The following is a 14,651-nucleotide window of genomic DNA, read 5'->3' as shown; positions in this document are numbered from 1 at the left end:
CATTTTTCCCGTAAATCTTTTGCAAAGATAATTATTTTTTATTTAATACACAAGAAGTCAATCATTTCAATTATAATTACCGCAAACATTTTTTTCTTATTTTTGCCTGAATTTTAAAACTTATTCTTTGTGAATATTACAATAGTTGGAACTGGATATGTTGGGCTGTCTAATGCTGTTTTATTAGCACAACATCATAACGTAATTGCTTTGGATATTATTCCAGAAAAGGTTGAAATGCTTAATAATAAGCAATCTCCGATTGACGACAATGAAATTACCGAATTTCTAGAAACAAAACAACTCAATATAAAAGCAACTCTTGATAAAGAAGAGGCTTATAAAAATGCGGATTTTATTATAGTAGCTACGCCTACAGATTATGATCCTTCTACAAATTATTTTGATACCAAAAGTGTTGAAAATGTTATAAAAGAAGTTAAAGCTTACAACCCGAAAGCCGTAGTTATTGTAAAATCTACTGTTCCAGTTGGTTTTACAGAAAATCTGAAAAAAGAATTAGAATTTGACAATATTATATTTTCTCCAGAGTTCTTGAGAGAAGGAAGAGCACTTTATGACAACCTTTATCCATCAAGAATTATTATTGGTGAACAAAGCGAGAGAGCAACAGTTTTTGCAGATCTTTTGAAAGAAGGTGCCATTAAAAAAGATATCCCTACTCTTTTTACTAATGCAACAGAGGCAGAAGCTATCAAATTATTCTCGAATACCTATTTAGCAATGCGCGTAGCTTACTTCAATGAGCTGGACAGTTATGCCCAAATCCATGGGTTGGATAGCCGTCAGATTATAGAAGGAGTTGGTTTGGATCCAAGAATTGGCTCCCACTACAATAATCCATCTTTTGGATATGGTGGCTATTGCCTTCCGAAAGACACCAAACAACTACTTGCCAATTATAATTCGGTTCCAAATAATCTGATACAGGCTATTGTGGATGCTAATCGCACTAGAAAGGATTTTATCGCAGATTCGATTTTAGCAAAAAAGCCAAAAAAAGTAGGTGTTTATCGATTAATAATGAAATCTGGGTCAGACAATTTTCGGGCCTCCGCAATACAGGGCATTATGAAAAGGATTAAAGCGAAAGGCGTAGAAGTAGTGGTTTATGAACCCGTGCTAAAGGAAGACTCTTTTTTCGGATCGATGGTTTATCGGGATCTGGATGCATTTAAACAAGAATGTGATATTATTATTTCCAACAGAAACACAGCAGATTTACAGGACGTTAAAGATAAAGTTTACACAAGAGATTTATTCGGAAGCGATTAAAATAAAACATAATTTTATAAAAAATATTTATGAAAAACATTATAATAACCGGAGGAGCAGGTTTCATAGGTTCTCACGTGGTTCGAGAATTCGTAAAAAACAATCCAGATTCAAAAATCATAAATCTGGACGCTTTGACCTATGCAGGTAACCTTGAAAACCTAAAAGATATCGAAAACGAGCCTAATTACGTTTTTGAAAAAGCAGACATCACAAAACCTGAGGAACTGAGAAAAGTTTTTGAAAAATATAATCCCGATGCAGTGGTGCATTTGGCTGCAGAAAGTCACGTGGACAGAAGTATCACCGACCCCAACGCTTTCATCAATACCAACGTAAACGGAACGGCTAATCTTCTAAATCTTTGTATCGAGTTCTGGACGTTAAACCCAGATCACACGCACGGAAGATTTCCTAATGAACCTAGAAAAAATTTGTTCTATCACGTTTCTACGGACGAAGTTTATGGAAGCTTAGGTGAGACTGGATTTTTCTTAGAGACTACTCCTTATGATCCGCAATCACCTTACTCTGCGTCCAAAGCAGCTTCTGACCATTTGGTAAGAGCGTATGGAAATACTTACGGGATGCCTTTTATTGTTTCTAATTGCTCCAATAACTATGGTCCTAATCACTTCCCAGAGAAACTAATTCCACTTTGTATTTCTAACATTCTTAATGAAAAACCATTGCCTATCTATGGAGATGGAAAATATACAAGGGACTGGCTTTTTGTGATTGACCATGCCAGAGCAATACACCAGATTTTCAATGAGGCAAAAACTGGCGAAACTTACAATATCGGTGGCTTTAATGAGTGGCAAAACATTGACCTTGTGAAAGAACTTATCAAACAGCTAGATGCTAAACTTGGTAAACCAGAAGGACATTCAGAAAAACTGATAACTTATGTAAAAGACAGACCTGGTCACGACAAACGTTATGCGATTGACGCCACAAAACTGAACAAAGATCTAGGCTGGAAACCATCTGTTACGTTTGAAGAAGGATTAGGCAAAACGATTGACTGGTTCCTGGAAAACAAAGAATGGCTGGAGAATGTAACTTCTGGAGATTATCAAAAATACTACGATAAACAATATTCATAAAAAAACTATAACCAAAAACCATTTTCAATGAAAGGAATTATTCTCGCCGGAGGATCCGGAACCAGACTTTATCCATTGACCATTGCAGTAAGCAAACAACTGATGCCGGTTTATGACAAACCGATGATTTATTATCCGCTTTCTACATTGTTGTTGGCAGGAATAAAAGACATCCTGATAATCACAACACCTCACGATCAAGAAGGATTTATTAAACTTTTAGGAGATGGATCCCAGATTGGTTGTAACATTCAATATAAAGTTCAACCCAGCCCAGACGGATTGGCTCAAGCTTTTATTTTGGGTGATGAGTTTATCGGAAATGACGCAGCAGCGTTAGTTCTTGGAGATAACATATTTTACGGTTCTGAAATGGGAACATTATTAAAAAACAAAACCAATCCAGACGGCGGTGTTGTTTTTGCGTACCACGTGTCTGACCCAGAAAGATATGGTGTAGTTGAATTTGACAAAGATTTCAAAGCACTTTCTATTGAAGAAAAACCAACTCATCCTAAATCCAACTATGCTGTTCCAGGGCTATATTTTTATGATAATGAAGTCGTTGAGATTGCAAAAAACATAAAACCATCTCCAAGAGGCGAGCTAGAAATTACCGATGTGAACAACGTTTATTTAAGCAAAGGTAAACTTGAGGTTGGCGTTTTGGACAGAGGAACGGCTTGGCTGGATACTGGAACTTTTGATTCTTTACACGATGCTTCAGAATTTGTGAGCGTAATAGAAAAAAGGCAAGGTTTCAAAATCGGATGTATAGAAGAGATTGCTTTCAGAAATAAATTCATCAATGAAGAAAAACTTCTGGAAACCGCAGCAAAATATGGTAAAAGCGGCTATGGACAATATCTGAAAAACCTAATAAAATAAATCAAATCAAAACACAAATGAGTGATTCTCATAAACAAGAATGGACCGAAACGATTGAATCGAATCATTCCCTTCTAGATCTTAATCTTAAGGAAGTATGGCGCTACAAAGACTTGGTTTACATGTTTGTGAAGAGAGACTTTGTATCTAGTTTCAAACAGACCATTCTGGGTCCGATTTGGTTCTTTATTAATCCAATTTTCACCACTATTGTTTACCTTGTGGTATTTGGTGGTATCGCAAATATTTCTACCGATGGAGCTCCAAAAATTCTTTTTTATTTGGCAGGTGTCACTTTATGGAACTATTTTTCTTCTTGTCTTAATGGAACATCCAGTGTGTTTACAAGCAATGCGGCAATTTTTGGAAAAGTTTATTTCCCAAGATTGGTAATGCCAATTTCAATTGTATTCTCCAACTTGATGCGTTTTGGAGTACAAATGGTTTTGTTCTTAATTGCATTTTTATATTATTTAACAAAAGGAGAAGTACAGCCGAACTGGTGGATTTTAGCAACGCCATTTTTAATAATATTAATGGCGATGTTTGCATTGGGCGTAGGAATGATTTTCTCCTCGATGACGACCAAATACAGAGATTTGCAAATGTTATTAGGATTTGGGGTCAGTTTATATATGTATGCTACGCCAGTGATCTATCCTGTATCTGCTCTTCCAAAAGCTATCCAGCCTTACGCAGCGTGGAATCCCTTAACCGGGATATTCGAATGCTTCAAATACGGATGGCTGGGTGTAGGTGAGTTTAATCCAACCATGCTTGCAATAAGCAGTTTAATTATTTTACTTTTATTGGCAATAGGTACCATTACCTTCAATAAAGTAGAAAAAAGTTTTATGGACACTGTATAATCAATTTATCAATGAGATTAGCATTAAAAGCAGAAGATATTTCGAAACAATATCGCTTAGGACAAGTTGGAACCGGCACATTATCCCACGATCTTAATAGATTTTGGCATCAGATCAGAGGAAAAGAAAATCCTTATTTAAAAATTGGTGAAGTTAATGACAGAACAACAAAAGGTGGAAGCGATTATGTATGGTCTTTGAAGGATATCAATTTTGAAATAGAGCAAGGTGATGCAGTAGGAATTATTGGTAGAAATGGTGCCGGAAAATCAACATTATTAAAATTACTCAGTAAGGTTACAAAACCTACTACCGGAAAAATATATACTAATGGAAGAATTGCTTCATTGTTAGAAGTAGGAACAGGCTTTCACCCAGAGATGACAGGTCGTGAAAATGTATTTTTGAACGGTGCGATCCTTGGTATGACAAGAAAAGAGATCACAAGAAAATTTGATGAAATTGTAGATTTTTCAGGGGTAGAAAAATACATCGACACACCAGTAAAGCGCTATAGTTCAGGAATGTATGTTCGTCTTGCATTCGCAGTGGCTGCACATTTGGAATCAGAAGTCTTAATTGTGGATGAAGTTTTAGCGGTGGGAGACCTGGAGTTTCAGAAAAAATGTTTGGGAAAGATGGACGATGTAAGCTCTGGAGAAGGGAGAACCGTCCTCTTTGTCAGCCACAACATGGCATCTATCAAACAGCTTTGTAATAAAGGAATCTTTTTAGATAAGGGAACGTTGAATTATGAAGGAAACATCGAAAGGTGTGTTGAACTTTATTCAAATAGTAATTCTTTTGAAGGAAATTCTTTGATGGACTACGTTAAAACAAAATCCCCATCCCTTATAATAGATGATATACAAATTAACGGCTCGGCTCAAACCTCGCTTTTCATTCCGAATGATGCTAATGAGATCAATATATCAATCAAGGGACAAATAAAAGAACCTATGCATTTTGATGTTGAAAGCTTTTTCTTTAATAATTATGACACTCCTTTTGCATTCTACAGCCCTTCCCACTATGGCGGTATAACCCAAAAGTTTGAGCCAGGCGACTTTTCATTGGAAAGAACTATCACTTTACCTAACGATATCAATAAAGGAAGCATGTATATGTCGCTAACGCTTTGCGACCCTGGTAAAACAACATTTATGGAACTAACATCTAAAATAAAGGTAGAGTTTGAAGGCGTTCCAATGAAAAATGGATGGGTATTTATGATTGACAATGCCGGGATGTTATATCTAAAATAATTTTGAGTATGAATAAACTCCTCAAAAGGCTACGCCGCTCTTACGCAACCAGAAATGGAATTCCTTTAGATGAAAATCTTTTTTCGCCGCCACCAGTCGATTTTTCAGGACAAGAAGCATCTGACTTAATATATGAAAAACTTATTTCTGATAAACCGGTTATGATTGCAAGATATGGGGGGACTGAGTTAGGTACTCTAAGTAATTATTTGGATATGCAAACGCCTGTCATAATAAGACCGCTTTTATATATTATCAATAAAATTGATAGTTTTTTTTGGGATGAACAATACAGAATATGGATGTCTGTTTACTCTGGCTTTTATCCCAATGACAGAAAGAATATTATTAAATTTTGCAAGCTGTTTTTAAATGATATTAAAGAACTTGATGTTTTAGGCGCTTGGCAAACTAGAGAGAGAAAAATTAAAAAACCTAAAAGAGCAAGAACGATTCCTCTTTTAGATTTAGAGCCTTATTATCACAAAAAACCTTGGAGCAAAGCATTAAAAGGAAAAAAGGTTTTAGTAATTCATCCTTTTGAAGAAAGTATAAAGAACCAATATAAAATTAGGGAAAAACTATTTGAAAATCCAGATGTTTTACCCGAGTTCGAGCTTATAACAATCAAAGCTGTACAAACTGTTGCTGGTAACAATCACGATGCTTTCAATGATTGGTTTGAGGCTTTGGAATATATGAAGAATGGAATCAATAAAACAGATTTTGACATAGCCATCATTGGATGTGGTGCTTATGGGTTTTCTTTAGCCGCTCATGTAAAAAGAATAGGAAAAAAGGCCGTACATTTAGGAGGGGCAACCCAACTTCTATTTGGTATTATTGGTAAGAGATGGGAATCAGCTGATATATATATAAAAAAATTTACTTTCAAAAATGATTATTGGGTTCGTCCTCTGGAATCAGAAAAACCAAATAATTCAGAAAAAGTTGAAGGTTCTACATATTGGTAATGTATGGCAAAAAAATTCATAACATATGGAAGCAATGCTTTTGTCCACTCTGCTAAAAGAATTATTGAAGAGGCGAAATCCTTAAACATATTCGACGAGACACAACGCTATGATTTCAAGGATCTACCCTTATCTATACAATCTTCTCCTTTATTTTTAGATAAAAAAAAGGGAGGCTTTTGGTTATGGAAAGCCTATGTTATATATGACAGTCTTTCAAAATTGAATGACGGAGATATTTTAGTTTATTCGGATTCCGGATGCGAATTAAAAAACCCCGATGGCTGGAAGGCAGAATTAGAATTGTTGAAACAAAAAGACGCCATCTTTTATCAATATAGTGAAAATCGCAACTATGCGTTTAGCAAATTTAATCCGGCTTTTAATGACAGTCCTAAGTTAAAATATTGGATGAAGAAAATTCTAAAACAGACTTTTCAACCTATTTTTGACAACGAAGAATGGTTAGAAAAAAACAAGCTATTGGCGGGCTTCATTATTATCAAGAAAACACCTGAAATGATGATATTAGTAAAAGAATGGTTGGATATAATGACTTTTCGCCCTGATCTTGTGGCAGATCCAATGCTTTTTGAAAAACAAAATCTGGGATTTTCATCGCATCGCCATGATCAATCAGTTTTATCCGCAATTGTTCGTTATTACGAAGACAAAACCAACATCTTTATTAAAGATGAAATGAGCGAAGGTGATTATCCAAACCAAATTGTCAAAGCTTCGCGAAGAGTTGATAAAATAGAAGAACATAAAATCAAATCTTTGTTAAAAAGTTTATACTACAGAATAAAAAAATAATGGACAAAAATGCCAAAATATACGTTGCCGGTCACAGAGGTCTTGTCGGCAGTGCCATTCTAAGAGCATTGGAAAAGCAAGGTTTTACTAATATTGTAACAAGAACTTCTCAGGAACTTGATCTCAGAAACTACCAACATACTGCTGATTTTTTCGCTGATGAAAAACCGGATTATGTTTTTTTGGCTGCCGCAAAAGTCGGCGGCATCCAAGCTAATAACACATACAGAGCAGAGTTTCTTTACGATAATATGATGATTCAGAATAATGTGATTCATCAAGCTTATGTCAATAATGTCAAGAAGCTATTATTTTTGGGTTCAAGCTGTATTTATCCAAAGATGGCACCTCAACCTCTGAAAGAAGATTCTCTATTAACAGGAACATTAGAACCTACTAATGAACCTTATGCTATTGCTAAAATTGCTGGAATCAAAATGTGTGATGCTTACAGAAGCCAATATAATTCTAATTTTATTTCGGCAATGCCTACCAATATGTATGGGCCGAATGATAATTACGATCTGAATAATTCTCACGTTCTACCGGCTTTGTTAAGAAAATTCCACGAAGCTAAAGAACAGAATCATCCTGAAGTTGTGGTTTGGGGAACGGGAACACCGCTTCGTGAGTTTTTACATTCTGACGATCTTGCGGAAGCCTGTATTTTTTTGATGGAGAATTATAATGATTTCGGACACGTGAATGTCGGTATTGGAGAAGATATAAGCATAAAGGATTTAGCATTGTTAATAAAAAAAATCGTTGGCTATGAAGGTAATTTGGTTTGGGACACTTCCAAACCAGATGGCACACCTAGAAAATTGATGGATGTTTCTAAGATCAATGATATGGGCTGGAACGCAAAAATCGGATTGGAAGAAGGTATAAGAGATGTTTATGAAAAAAAATTTAAAAACTAAATGCTGATCTGTCTTTCTATATTAGGTGGTGGCCGTGGAAATGATTTATTCCAGTTTATGCACGCAGATGCGTTTTGCAGAAGAAATGGCGTAACTTTTTATTCCCCGACATTTACTGAGAAATATTGCAAGGATTTTCCAAATCTTCCTAAATCTCCAAAAACACCCTATTTAGTTAAGAAATTTTTGTATAATCAATACTATAGAAAGGTTAATCCAAATTGTATTATTGGTTTTACAGATGAAAAGAAAATCCCAAAATACAGAGCACAAATCAAGAAAGATTTTTTGGTTAATTTCTGCTACGGTTGGTTTTTTAATAATGATTTTTATAGAGAAGAAGACATCAGACATTATCAAAAACTATTTGATCCAAATGTTGACAAAGAAACTTTGAAACAAAAATATCTTCAACTTCAATCTAATGAAAAATTAATTGGCATCCCTATAAGAAGAGGTGATTATAAAGATTTTATGGACGGGAAATACTTTTACAATGATGATATGTACATCCAAAAAATTAAAGAATTTTTAAAATCAATTCCGGAAAGCAATTACAAATTTTTAATCTGTACCAATGAAGAAATTTTGATTTGGAACGTTATATAACAGAATTTTGAAATGTCATCCAATCCCAAGAAGGCCCTTTAGAAGATCAATACCTAATGTCTCAGGCACATTATCTTTTAGGAGCTCCTTCAACATTTTCTCAATGGGCAAGTGTGATGGGTGAGGTTCCATATGATCATATTTATAATAGCGAAGAAACAATTACGGCAGACAAATTAATCAACGAAATAAGAGGATACAAATACAAAACCAAATAGATGAAAACAGCATTAATAACAGGAGTTACAGGACAGGACGGCTCATATCTGGCAGAATTGCTTTTAGAAAAAGGCTATAATGTTCACGGTGTAAAAAGAAGAGCTTCTTCTTTTAATACCCAAAGAATCGATCATTTGTATGTAGATCAGCATGAAAATCATGTGAATTTCAAACTTCATTATGGTGATTTGACAGACTCTACCAATATTATTAGAATCATTCAGGAAGTTCAGCCAGATGAGATTTATAATTTGGGCGCGATGTCACACGTAAAAGTATCATTTGATTCACCGGAATATGTTGCTAATGTTGACGGTATCGGAACTCTTAGAATTCTGGAAGCAGTTCGTATTCTTGGTTTGGAGAAAAAAACCAGAATCTATCAGGCATCAACATCAGAACTTTATGGTGGTTTGGAAGAGAATAAAAATGCGGCCGGTTTTTATGATGAAAATTCACCGTTCTATCCACGTTCGCCTTATGGTGTTGCCAAGATCTACGGATTCTGGATTACTAAAAATTATCGTGAAGCTTATAATATGTACGCCTGCAACGGAATACTTTTCAACCACGAATCTCCTAGAAGAGGAGAAACATTCGTAACCAGAAAAATCACCATGGCAACCGCTGCCATCGCAAAAGGTAAACAAGAAGTGCTTTATCTTGGGAACCTGAATGCCCAAAGAGACTGGGGGCACGCCAAAGATTATGTAGAAGCTATGTGGAGAATTCTTCAGCAAGATGTTGCAGAGGATTATGTGATTGCTACAGGAAAAACGACCTATGTGAGAGACTTTGTAAGAATGGCTTTTGCGGAAGCTGGCATTGAATTGACTTTTGAAGGAGAAAATGAAAATGAAGTCGCAAAAGTATCAAAATGCAACCACCCTGATTATCAGTTAGAAATTGGAAAAACGGTTGTAAAAATCGACCCTCAATATTATAGACCTACAGAAGTAGATATGTTAATTGGCGATCCTACAAAATCCAAAACAAAACTAGGCTGGGAACCAAAATATGATCTTGCTGGATTGGTGAAAGAGATGATGCAATCTGACTTAGAATTAGTTTAACAAAATGGCTAAAAAGTTATTAAGCAAAATAAAATGGGAGATTCTTAGAGTCACTGGGTTTTATAAACCAACGCCCAATAGATTTAAAGTAACAACTTTGAATGAGCGAGTTTTAAACTTTATCAAATCAAAGGAAGATCAGCCTATTCCTGTACGCGAAAAAAACTTATTGCCAGAAATCCTAATCCCTTGCTACAATCACGGAAAGTATTTGCCAGATCTATTTTTAACTTTACCTAAAGATATCCCTATTACAATTATCAATGACAATTCTACAGACGATACGGAGTCGTATATTAATCAGTTAAAAGAAAAATATACTTTTAAGGTTATTAAGAATGACATCAATCTTTATCAGTACGGAAGCATTAACCAAGCCATAAAAGAGTCTGAGAACAACTTATTTATCATCGTAAATGCAGATGATTTAATGGTCCCTAATTGGATAGAATATGCTATTGAAACAGTAGAAAAAACTGACATCTTTATGTTCGCCGGTGTTGCATTTCCTTTTAACACTTTGTCAGAAGAATATGATAAGTGGAATCATATTTTTTCTGAGTTGGTACAATCTATATCCTACAAACCAACTAAGGAAATTAAATATTACGGACCAGATTCGGCAAAGGATTTCTCCCACGATAATTCTATCAACATGACCTTTAACGGATGTACTTTTACCAGATCTGCTTGGGAATATGTTGGCGGTATGTTGCCTCTTCACCAGCGAGTTTCTATGCACGATGACAGAGATTTCCAAATGCGTATTTGTTCCTTCTTTAAGATAGGAATTTCAGACGACATCACAACTTTATACAGAACAGATTCTTCAACAGGAAAAGGAACAGCAGCATAATGAAAAAAAAAATCTCCGTAATCACCGTTGCATATAACAATAAAAATGGTCTGGAAGAAACAATCAAAAGTGTGATTAACCAAACTTACCGCGCTTTTGAATTTGTAATCATAGACGGTGGTTCTAATGATGGAAGCAAAGAATTGTTAGAGTCTTATTCTTCTCAAATAGACTTCTGGGTCAGCGAACCAGACAAAGGAATCTATAATGCTATGAACAAAGGCATTAGAAAGGCAAGCGGAGAATATCTGATTTTTATGAACAGCGGCGACCGTTTTTCTGCTAATGACATTTTAGAAAAAATCATACCTCATTTTAATAATGAAGATATTGTTTACGGTAACGCTTATTACGAACTGGAAAATCGTAAAAAGTATGAATATAAAATCCCTCCTAAAATAACAATCGGCTCCCTTCTAAAAGAACCAATCTGTCATCAGTCTGCTTTTTTCCGAAAAGAACTTTTTGAGAAATATGGCATGTATGATGAAAATAATAAAATAGCCTCTGACTGGACTTTTATGATGGATATTTTTGTTCATCATAATATCTCACAAAAATACATCAATGTGTTTATCAGTATTTTTGAAAAGACAGGAATCAGCTCCACAAATAGTAATCTTGGCGTGGGCGAGCAGAAGAAATATTTGGCTGACAATGTCTCCGAAGAAGTCCAGAATATGGCTCTATATTTTGATGAATATTCCAAATTCTACAACGGAAAACCAGGAACAATGCTGAGAATTGTAAAAGACAAAATCTACAGTTTGATTTACCGAAAAAAATATGACAGAAAATTTGTTGATTAGATTTTCAGCAATGGATTGATATATTTGGGGAATTTTCCGTACAAAAAGAATTTTTCATCAAATTTCATTCTGTATAAAAAATAAGCTATCATTGGTGCTAAACCAAATTCGTTTTTGCGAGGAAAATAACTTGAGAAATCGTTTTTTATCTCAAGATAGAATGTTCTGAAGGTTTTAAAATCCAAAAGAACCGCTTTTGGCAGCAGAATCTTTTTTGCAAAACTTCTGATGTAGTTTTCCGTCCTGTCATTGCTATCATATAAATTGAGTTCCTTAGCAAACTTCAGCTTTTCCTTCAAAATTGCTTTGTAATCATTCAAGTTTTTGATACCGACATTGGCTGTAATAGAACCACTATTGGAGTAATAATAATTATACGTTTTTCTGTTTAGGAAATTGATTTTTTTTGCCAAAGCAGATATTTGAAAAACCCAAAGTTCATCTTCATGAAGAAGTCCTTCTGGAAATCTTAAATTATTTTTTCTTATAAAATTAATATCATACAGCTTGTTCCAAACTACAGACGCCCATTCTGTTGAAAAAAAACCATTTAGGATTTCATTACCTGTATAAACATCTTTTTTATTTTTCAATTTGTGATATTTACTTTCCGTCATTTTCCCATCAACAAAGAAATAATTCTCACCAAATACGATATCAGGATTACCTTCGGTTTTACCAATGAAACTCTGTAAAGCTAGGTCGTCTGCAAAGTCATCATCCGCATCCATAAAAAAAATGTAACTTCCTTTTGCATTATCAATTCCAAAATTTCTGCTGATGCTTGGTCCGGAATTTTTCTCATTGGTCAATATTCTAATATCCAAATTTTTGTTTTCCGTTTGGTAATTAGTTAGAACTTCCAATGTATTGTCTGTACTTTTATCATTGATTAAGACAATTTCAAAATCTTGATAACTTTGGGATTTCACAGAATCCAAACATCGTACAATATAGTTTTCCGCATTATATACGGGAATTACAATCGATATTTTTTTCATTATTTTTTGTGCTTACTAATCAGAACTCTTAGGATTAGAAAAGGATTGATACCAAAGAATCTTTTCATAAAAGGTTGATTTGACTTGGATGCGATATCCCAATAAGTTTTGGCTAGACTCAGCTTTTCTTCGTCAGATAATTGATCTTGGAAACGCTCTTTGATATTGAGCAGAGAGGCTTTTGGATTTTTCAGCAAAAGCTGATAATAATTTTTTGTAAGTCCATCATCCAAATAATCTCCAAAAGAAAGGACATTATCTGTTGCCAAAATGTCGTAGCGTCTTTCTATTCTTCTAATGATTAGTGATTCTGGACAAAACTTTTCGCCTTCAAATTCGGGGAAGTAAAACTGCTGATGGATTTTGGTTTTCAAGCAAAATGTCATCTCACCAGGGAATTCCCATTCGTACTGGATTCTTCCGGAGGAAAGCCACTCCTTCTTTCCATATTTATTTTTATCGTATTTAAGTGCTTCCGAAAATCTGATAAACGTGAAACCTGCAATTTGGTTATTATCAATGATTTTTTCTGAAAGATATTGCATTTCCTGTATTGCATTTTCTGCCAGATAATCATCGCTGTCTATTACACAAAAATAATCGGTATGTGTATTTTTCAATCCATTATTAATCGCAACATGTTTTCCTTTGTTGGTTTGGAAAATGTACCGGATTTCAATAATTTTTTCATTAACAAATCCCTCTACTAAAGTTTTAGTTTCATCATTAGAACCATCATCTACAATCAACCAAATAAAATTTTTATTCGATTGATTTTTAAGACTATTGTAAAGTCTTGGTAAGGTATGAGCACGATTATAGGTTGGGGTGAAAACTGTAAATAACTTTTGCATTATGGGAGATTTATTGCTTCATAATCTCCATAATCCAAAGCATAATTGAGCCAGTTTTTGATTCCGTACTTCTCAACAATTTTTCTATCGATTTTATGATAAGGTTTCTGTAAAAACTCTTTCAATCCGACAAAATCTTCAAAATCTGTGATAAAAATATTATCCGGATGATAAAAATCGTAATTTTTCATCTCAGTATTATTAGTTATAATTTTTTGCTCTCTGTTTAAACACTCAAAAAAACGAAATGAAGCGCCGGTATGGTAATCAATCTTAAAATCAATAACAACTTCCGCTTTTGTGGCAAAATCTTCATTTTCCTCCAAACTGATTCCTTTATGCTGAAAACTGACAGACTCTGTAATTTCTTCCTCTCTAAACTCGGGAATCGTTAAAATAGCTTTGATACGCAAACCATTTGCAATTACAAATTCTTCAATGTTTTTAATTAATCGAATTCTATCATCCAAGCCAACTCCAATGTAAAAAAAATCGTACTCTGCAATGTTGTTTTTTTTTCTATCGGAATAATAAAAATTAGTTAAGGGCAAAAGATTCAGACTCTTATATTTCCTCATATCTGCTTTATCAAAAACAAAGAAACGATCAAAATATTTGTAGTAATCAAGAACTCTGGGATAAATATCAATGCCGTCCCACTGGTAATTGATCATTTTTTTCGTTTGTTTTCTTACTCTTTTGATGAGATTTTCAGAATACATATCCGCTCTTATAAAAAATGCAATATCATAAGTTTTATTTTTCAATCGCTTCAATGCAAATTTTTCAAAAATATGTTTTTCTTTTTTGATGAAATAATTCTTGTCTTTCAAAATTAATATTGAAAAAACATTTCCAATTTTATGACTAAATGCAGATTTATTAAGAGCCTTAGGCAAAGATTCTATCAGAATATCTACTTCAAAACCCATTTTAATCATCTGATTCACAATAGGTTTCGAAAGATTAAGATTTTTATTGATATATAATATCTTCATTAAACAAATTTAACACGACCTTGGTGTTATTTTCCGCTAAATTATGCTTTTTTTGTACTTTTACAAATTGAAATTTTATTTATTTTGACCCA

Annotated in this window: 16 protein-coding genes; 13 read left to right on the top strand and 3 right to left on the bottom strand. The window is 34.1% G+C overall.

The annotated features are described in order from the left end of the window. Positions 1–129 precede the first annotated feature (129 nt). Genes EGH73_RS11645 through EGH73_RS11590 form a run of 13 tightly spaced genes read left to right on the top strand, consistent with a single transcriptional unit; the run spans position 130 to position 11,706 of the window. The gene (locus EGH73_RS11645; RefSeq protein ID WP_123281982.1) at positions 130–1,296 is read left to right on the top strand and encodes a nucleotide sugar dehydrogenase; all 1,167 of its coding nucleotides are present in this window, start codon (positions 130–132) and stop codon (positions 1,294–1,296) included. A 29-nt stretch (positions 1,297–1,325) separates the two neighbouring features. Next, positions 1,326–2,405, top strand: a complete 1,080-nt coding sequence (gene rfbB / locus EGH73_RS11640; RefSeq protein ID WP_123281981.1) for a dTDP-glucose 4,6-dehydratase — start codon at positions 1,326–1,328, stop codon at positions 2,403–2,405. A 27-nt stretch (positions 2,406–2,432) separates the two neighbouring features. Further along, complete coding sequence (rfbA, locus tag EGH73_RS11635) at positions 2,433–3,293, top strand: glucose-1-phosphate thymidylyltransferase RfbA (RefSeq protein ID WP_123281980.1); 861 nt, start codon at positions 2,433–2,435, stop codon at positions 3,291–3,293. A gap of 17 nt (positions 3,294–3,310) precedes the next feature. Further along, positions 3,311–4,162 carry an ABC transporter permease gene (locus tag EGH73_RS11630; protein ID WP_123281979.1) on the top strand — a complete coding sequence of 284 codons (852 nt, stop codon included), beginning with the start codon at positions 3,311–3,313 and terminating at the stop codon, positions 4,160–4,162. An 11-nt stretch (positions 4,163–4,173) separates the two neighbouring features. Continuing rightward, complete coding sequence (locus EGH73_RS14235; protein WP_245985518.1) at positions 4,174–5,427, top strand: ABC transporter ATP-binding protein; 1,254 nt, start codon at positions 4,174–4,176, stop codon at positions 5,425–5,427. Positions 5,428–5,435: 8 nt separating this feature from the next. Beyond that, positions 5,436–6,401, top strand: a complete 966-nt coding sequence (locus EGH73_RS11620) for a hypothetical protein (RefSeq protein WP_089769720.1) — start codon at positions 5,436–5,438, stop codon at positions 6,399–6,401. Positions 6,402–6,404: 3 nt separating this feature from the next. Continuing rightward, positions 6,405–7,217 (top strand): hypothetical protein, encoded by an 813-nt coding sequence (locus tag EGH73_RS11615; protein ID WP_123281978.1) that lies wholly within the window; start codon positions 6,405–6,407, stop codon positions 7,215–7,217. Further along, entirely contained in the window at positions 7,217–8,140 is a 924-nt protein-coding gene (gene fcl, locus EGH73_RS11610) for a GDP-L-fucose synthase (protein WP_123281977.1), read from the top strand. Before EGH73_RS11615 ends, fcl begins: the two co-directional genes overlap by 1 nt. After that, positions 8,141–8,749, top strand: a complete 609-nt coding sequence (locus EGH73_RS11605) for an O-fucosyltransferase family protein (RefSeq protein ID WP_123281976.1) — start codon at positions 8,141–8,143, stop codon at positions 8,747–8,749. Between the two features lie 56 nt (positions 8,750–8,805). Next, a complete protein-coding gene (locus EGH73_RS14045; protein WP_184808108.1) occupies positions 8,806–8,967 on the top strand; it encodes a hypothetical protein in 162 nt (53 codons plus the stop codon). Then, positions 8,968–10,041: a GDP-mannose 4,6-dehydratase gene (gene gmd / locus EGH73_RS11600; protein WP_123281975.1), complete on the top strand. Its 1,074-nt coding sequence runs from the start codon at positions 8,968–8,970 to the stop codon at positions 10,039–10,041. Positions 10,042–10,045: 4 nt separating this feature from the next. Continuing rightward, complete coding sequence (locus tag EGH73_RS11595; RefSeq protein WP_123281974.1) at positions 10,046–10,897, top strand: glycosyltransferase family 2 protein; 852 nt, start codon at positions 10,046–10,048, stop codon at positions 10,895–10,897. Further along, complete coding sequence (locus EGH73_RS11590; protein ID WP_123281973.1) at positions 10,897–11,706, top strand: glycosyltransferase family 2 protein; 810 nt, start codon at positions 10,897–10,899, stop codon at positions 11,704–11,706. Before EGH73_RS11595 ends, EGH73_RS11590 begins: the two co-directional genes overlap by 1 nt. Here the strand turns inward: EGH73_RS11590 and EGH73_RS11585 are convergent. Genes EGH73_RS11585 through EGH73_RS11575 form a run of 3 tightly spaced genes read right to left on the bottom strand, consistent with a single transcriptional unit; the run spans position 11,703 to position 14,559 of the window. After that, a complete protein-coding gene (locus EGH73_RS11585; RefSeq protein ID WP_089769734.1) occupies positions 11,703–12,707 on the bottom strand; it encodes a glycosyltransferase in 1,005 nt (334 codons plus the stop codon). The genes EGH73_RS11590 and EGH73_RS11585 overlap by 4 nt on opposite strands. Beyond that, on the bottom strand, positions 12,707–13,561 hold the full coding sequence (locus EGH73_RS11580; RefSeq protein ID WP_123281972.1) for a glycosyltransferase family A protein: 855 nt from the start codon (positions 13,559–13,561) through the stop codon (positions 12,707–12,709). The genes EGH73_RS11585 and EGH73_RS11580 overlap by 1 nt, the downstream gene beginning before the upstream one ends. Next, positions 13,561–14,559, bottom strand: a complete 999-nt coding sequence (locus EGH73_RS11575; protein WP_123281971.1) for a hypothetical protein — start codon at positions 14,557–14,559, stop codon at positions 13,561–13,563. Before EGH73_RS11575 ends, EGH73_RS11580 begins: the two co-directional genes overlap by 1 nt. Positions 14,560–14,651 lie beyond the last annotated feature (92 nt).

Source organism: Epilithonimonas hominis (genome assembly GCF_003730015.1).
In the GTDB taxonomy this organism is placed as follows: Bacteria; Bacteroidota; Bacteroidia; order Flavobacteriales; family Weeksellaceae; genus Epilithonimonas; species Epilithonimonas hominis.
Note: the sequence above shows the minus strand (reverse complement) of the source record. Positions and strands in the feature narration are given on the sequence as shown.

Excerpts from the sequence above, each read along its gene's own strand:
- rfbB (WP_123281981.1), top strand. The coding sequence starts at position 1,326 with ATGAAAAACATTATAATAACCGGAGGAGCAGGTTTCATAGGTTCTCAC.
- rfbA (WP_123281980.1), top strand. The coding sequence starts at position 2,433 with ATGAAAGGAATTATTCTCGCCGGAGGATCCGGAACCAGACTTTATCCA.
- EGH73_RS11630 (WP_123281979.1), top strand. The coding sequence starts at position 3,311 with ATGAGTGATTCTCATAAACAAGAATGGACCGAAACGATTGAATCGAAT.
- EGH73_RS14235 (WP_245985518.1), top strand. The coding sequence starts at position 4,174 with ATGAGATTAGCATTAAAAGCAGAAGATATTTCGAAACAATATCGCTTA.
- EGH73_RS11620 (WP_089769720.1), top strand. The coding sequence starts at position 5,436 with ATGAATAAACTCCTCAAAAGGCTACGCCGCTCTTACGCAACCAGAAAT.
- EGH73_RS11615 (WP_123281978.1), top strand. The coding sequence starts at position 6,405 with ATGGCAAAAAAATTCATAACATATGGAAGCAATGCTTTTGTCCACTCT.
- fcl (WP_123281977.1), top strand. The coding sequence starts at position 7,217 with ATGGACAAAAATGCCAAAATATACGTTGCCGGTCACAGAGGTCTTGTC.
- EGH73_RS11605 (WP_123281976.1), top strand. The coding sequence starts at position 8,141 with ATGCTGATCTGTCTTTCTATATTAGGTGGTGGCCGTGGAAATGATTTA.
- EGH73_RS14045 (WP_184808108.1), top strand. The coding sequence starts at position 8,806 with ATGTCTCAGGCACATTATCTTTTAGGAGCTCCTTCAACATTTTCTCAA.
- gmd (WP_123281975.1), top strand. The coding sequence starts at position 8,968 with ATGAAAACAGCATTAATAACAGGAGTTACAGGACAGGACGGCTCATAT.
- EGH73_RS11595 (WP_123281974.1), top strand. The coding sequence starts at position 10,046 with ATGGCTAAAAAGTTATTAAGCAAAATAAAATGGGAGATTCTTAGAGTC.
- EGH73_RS11590 (WP_123281973.1), top strand. The coding sequence starts at position 10,897 with ATGAAAAAAAAAATCTCCGTAATCACCGTTGCATATAACAATAAAAAT.
- EGH73_RS11585 (WP_089769734.1), bottom strand. The coding sequence starts at position 12,707 with ATGAAAAAAATATCGATTGTAATTCCCGTATATAATGCGGAAAACTAT.
- EGH73_RS11580 (WP_123281972.1), bottom strand. The coding sequence starts at position 13,561 with ATGCAAAAGTTATTTACAGTTTTCACCCCAACCTATAATCGTGCTCAT.
- EGH73_RS11575 (WP_123281971.1), bottom strand. The coding sequence starts at position 14,559 with ATGAAGATATTATATATCAATAAAAATCTTAATCTTTCGAAACCTATT.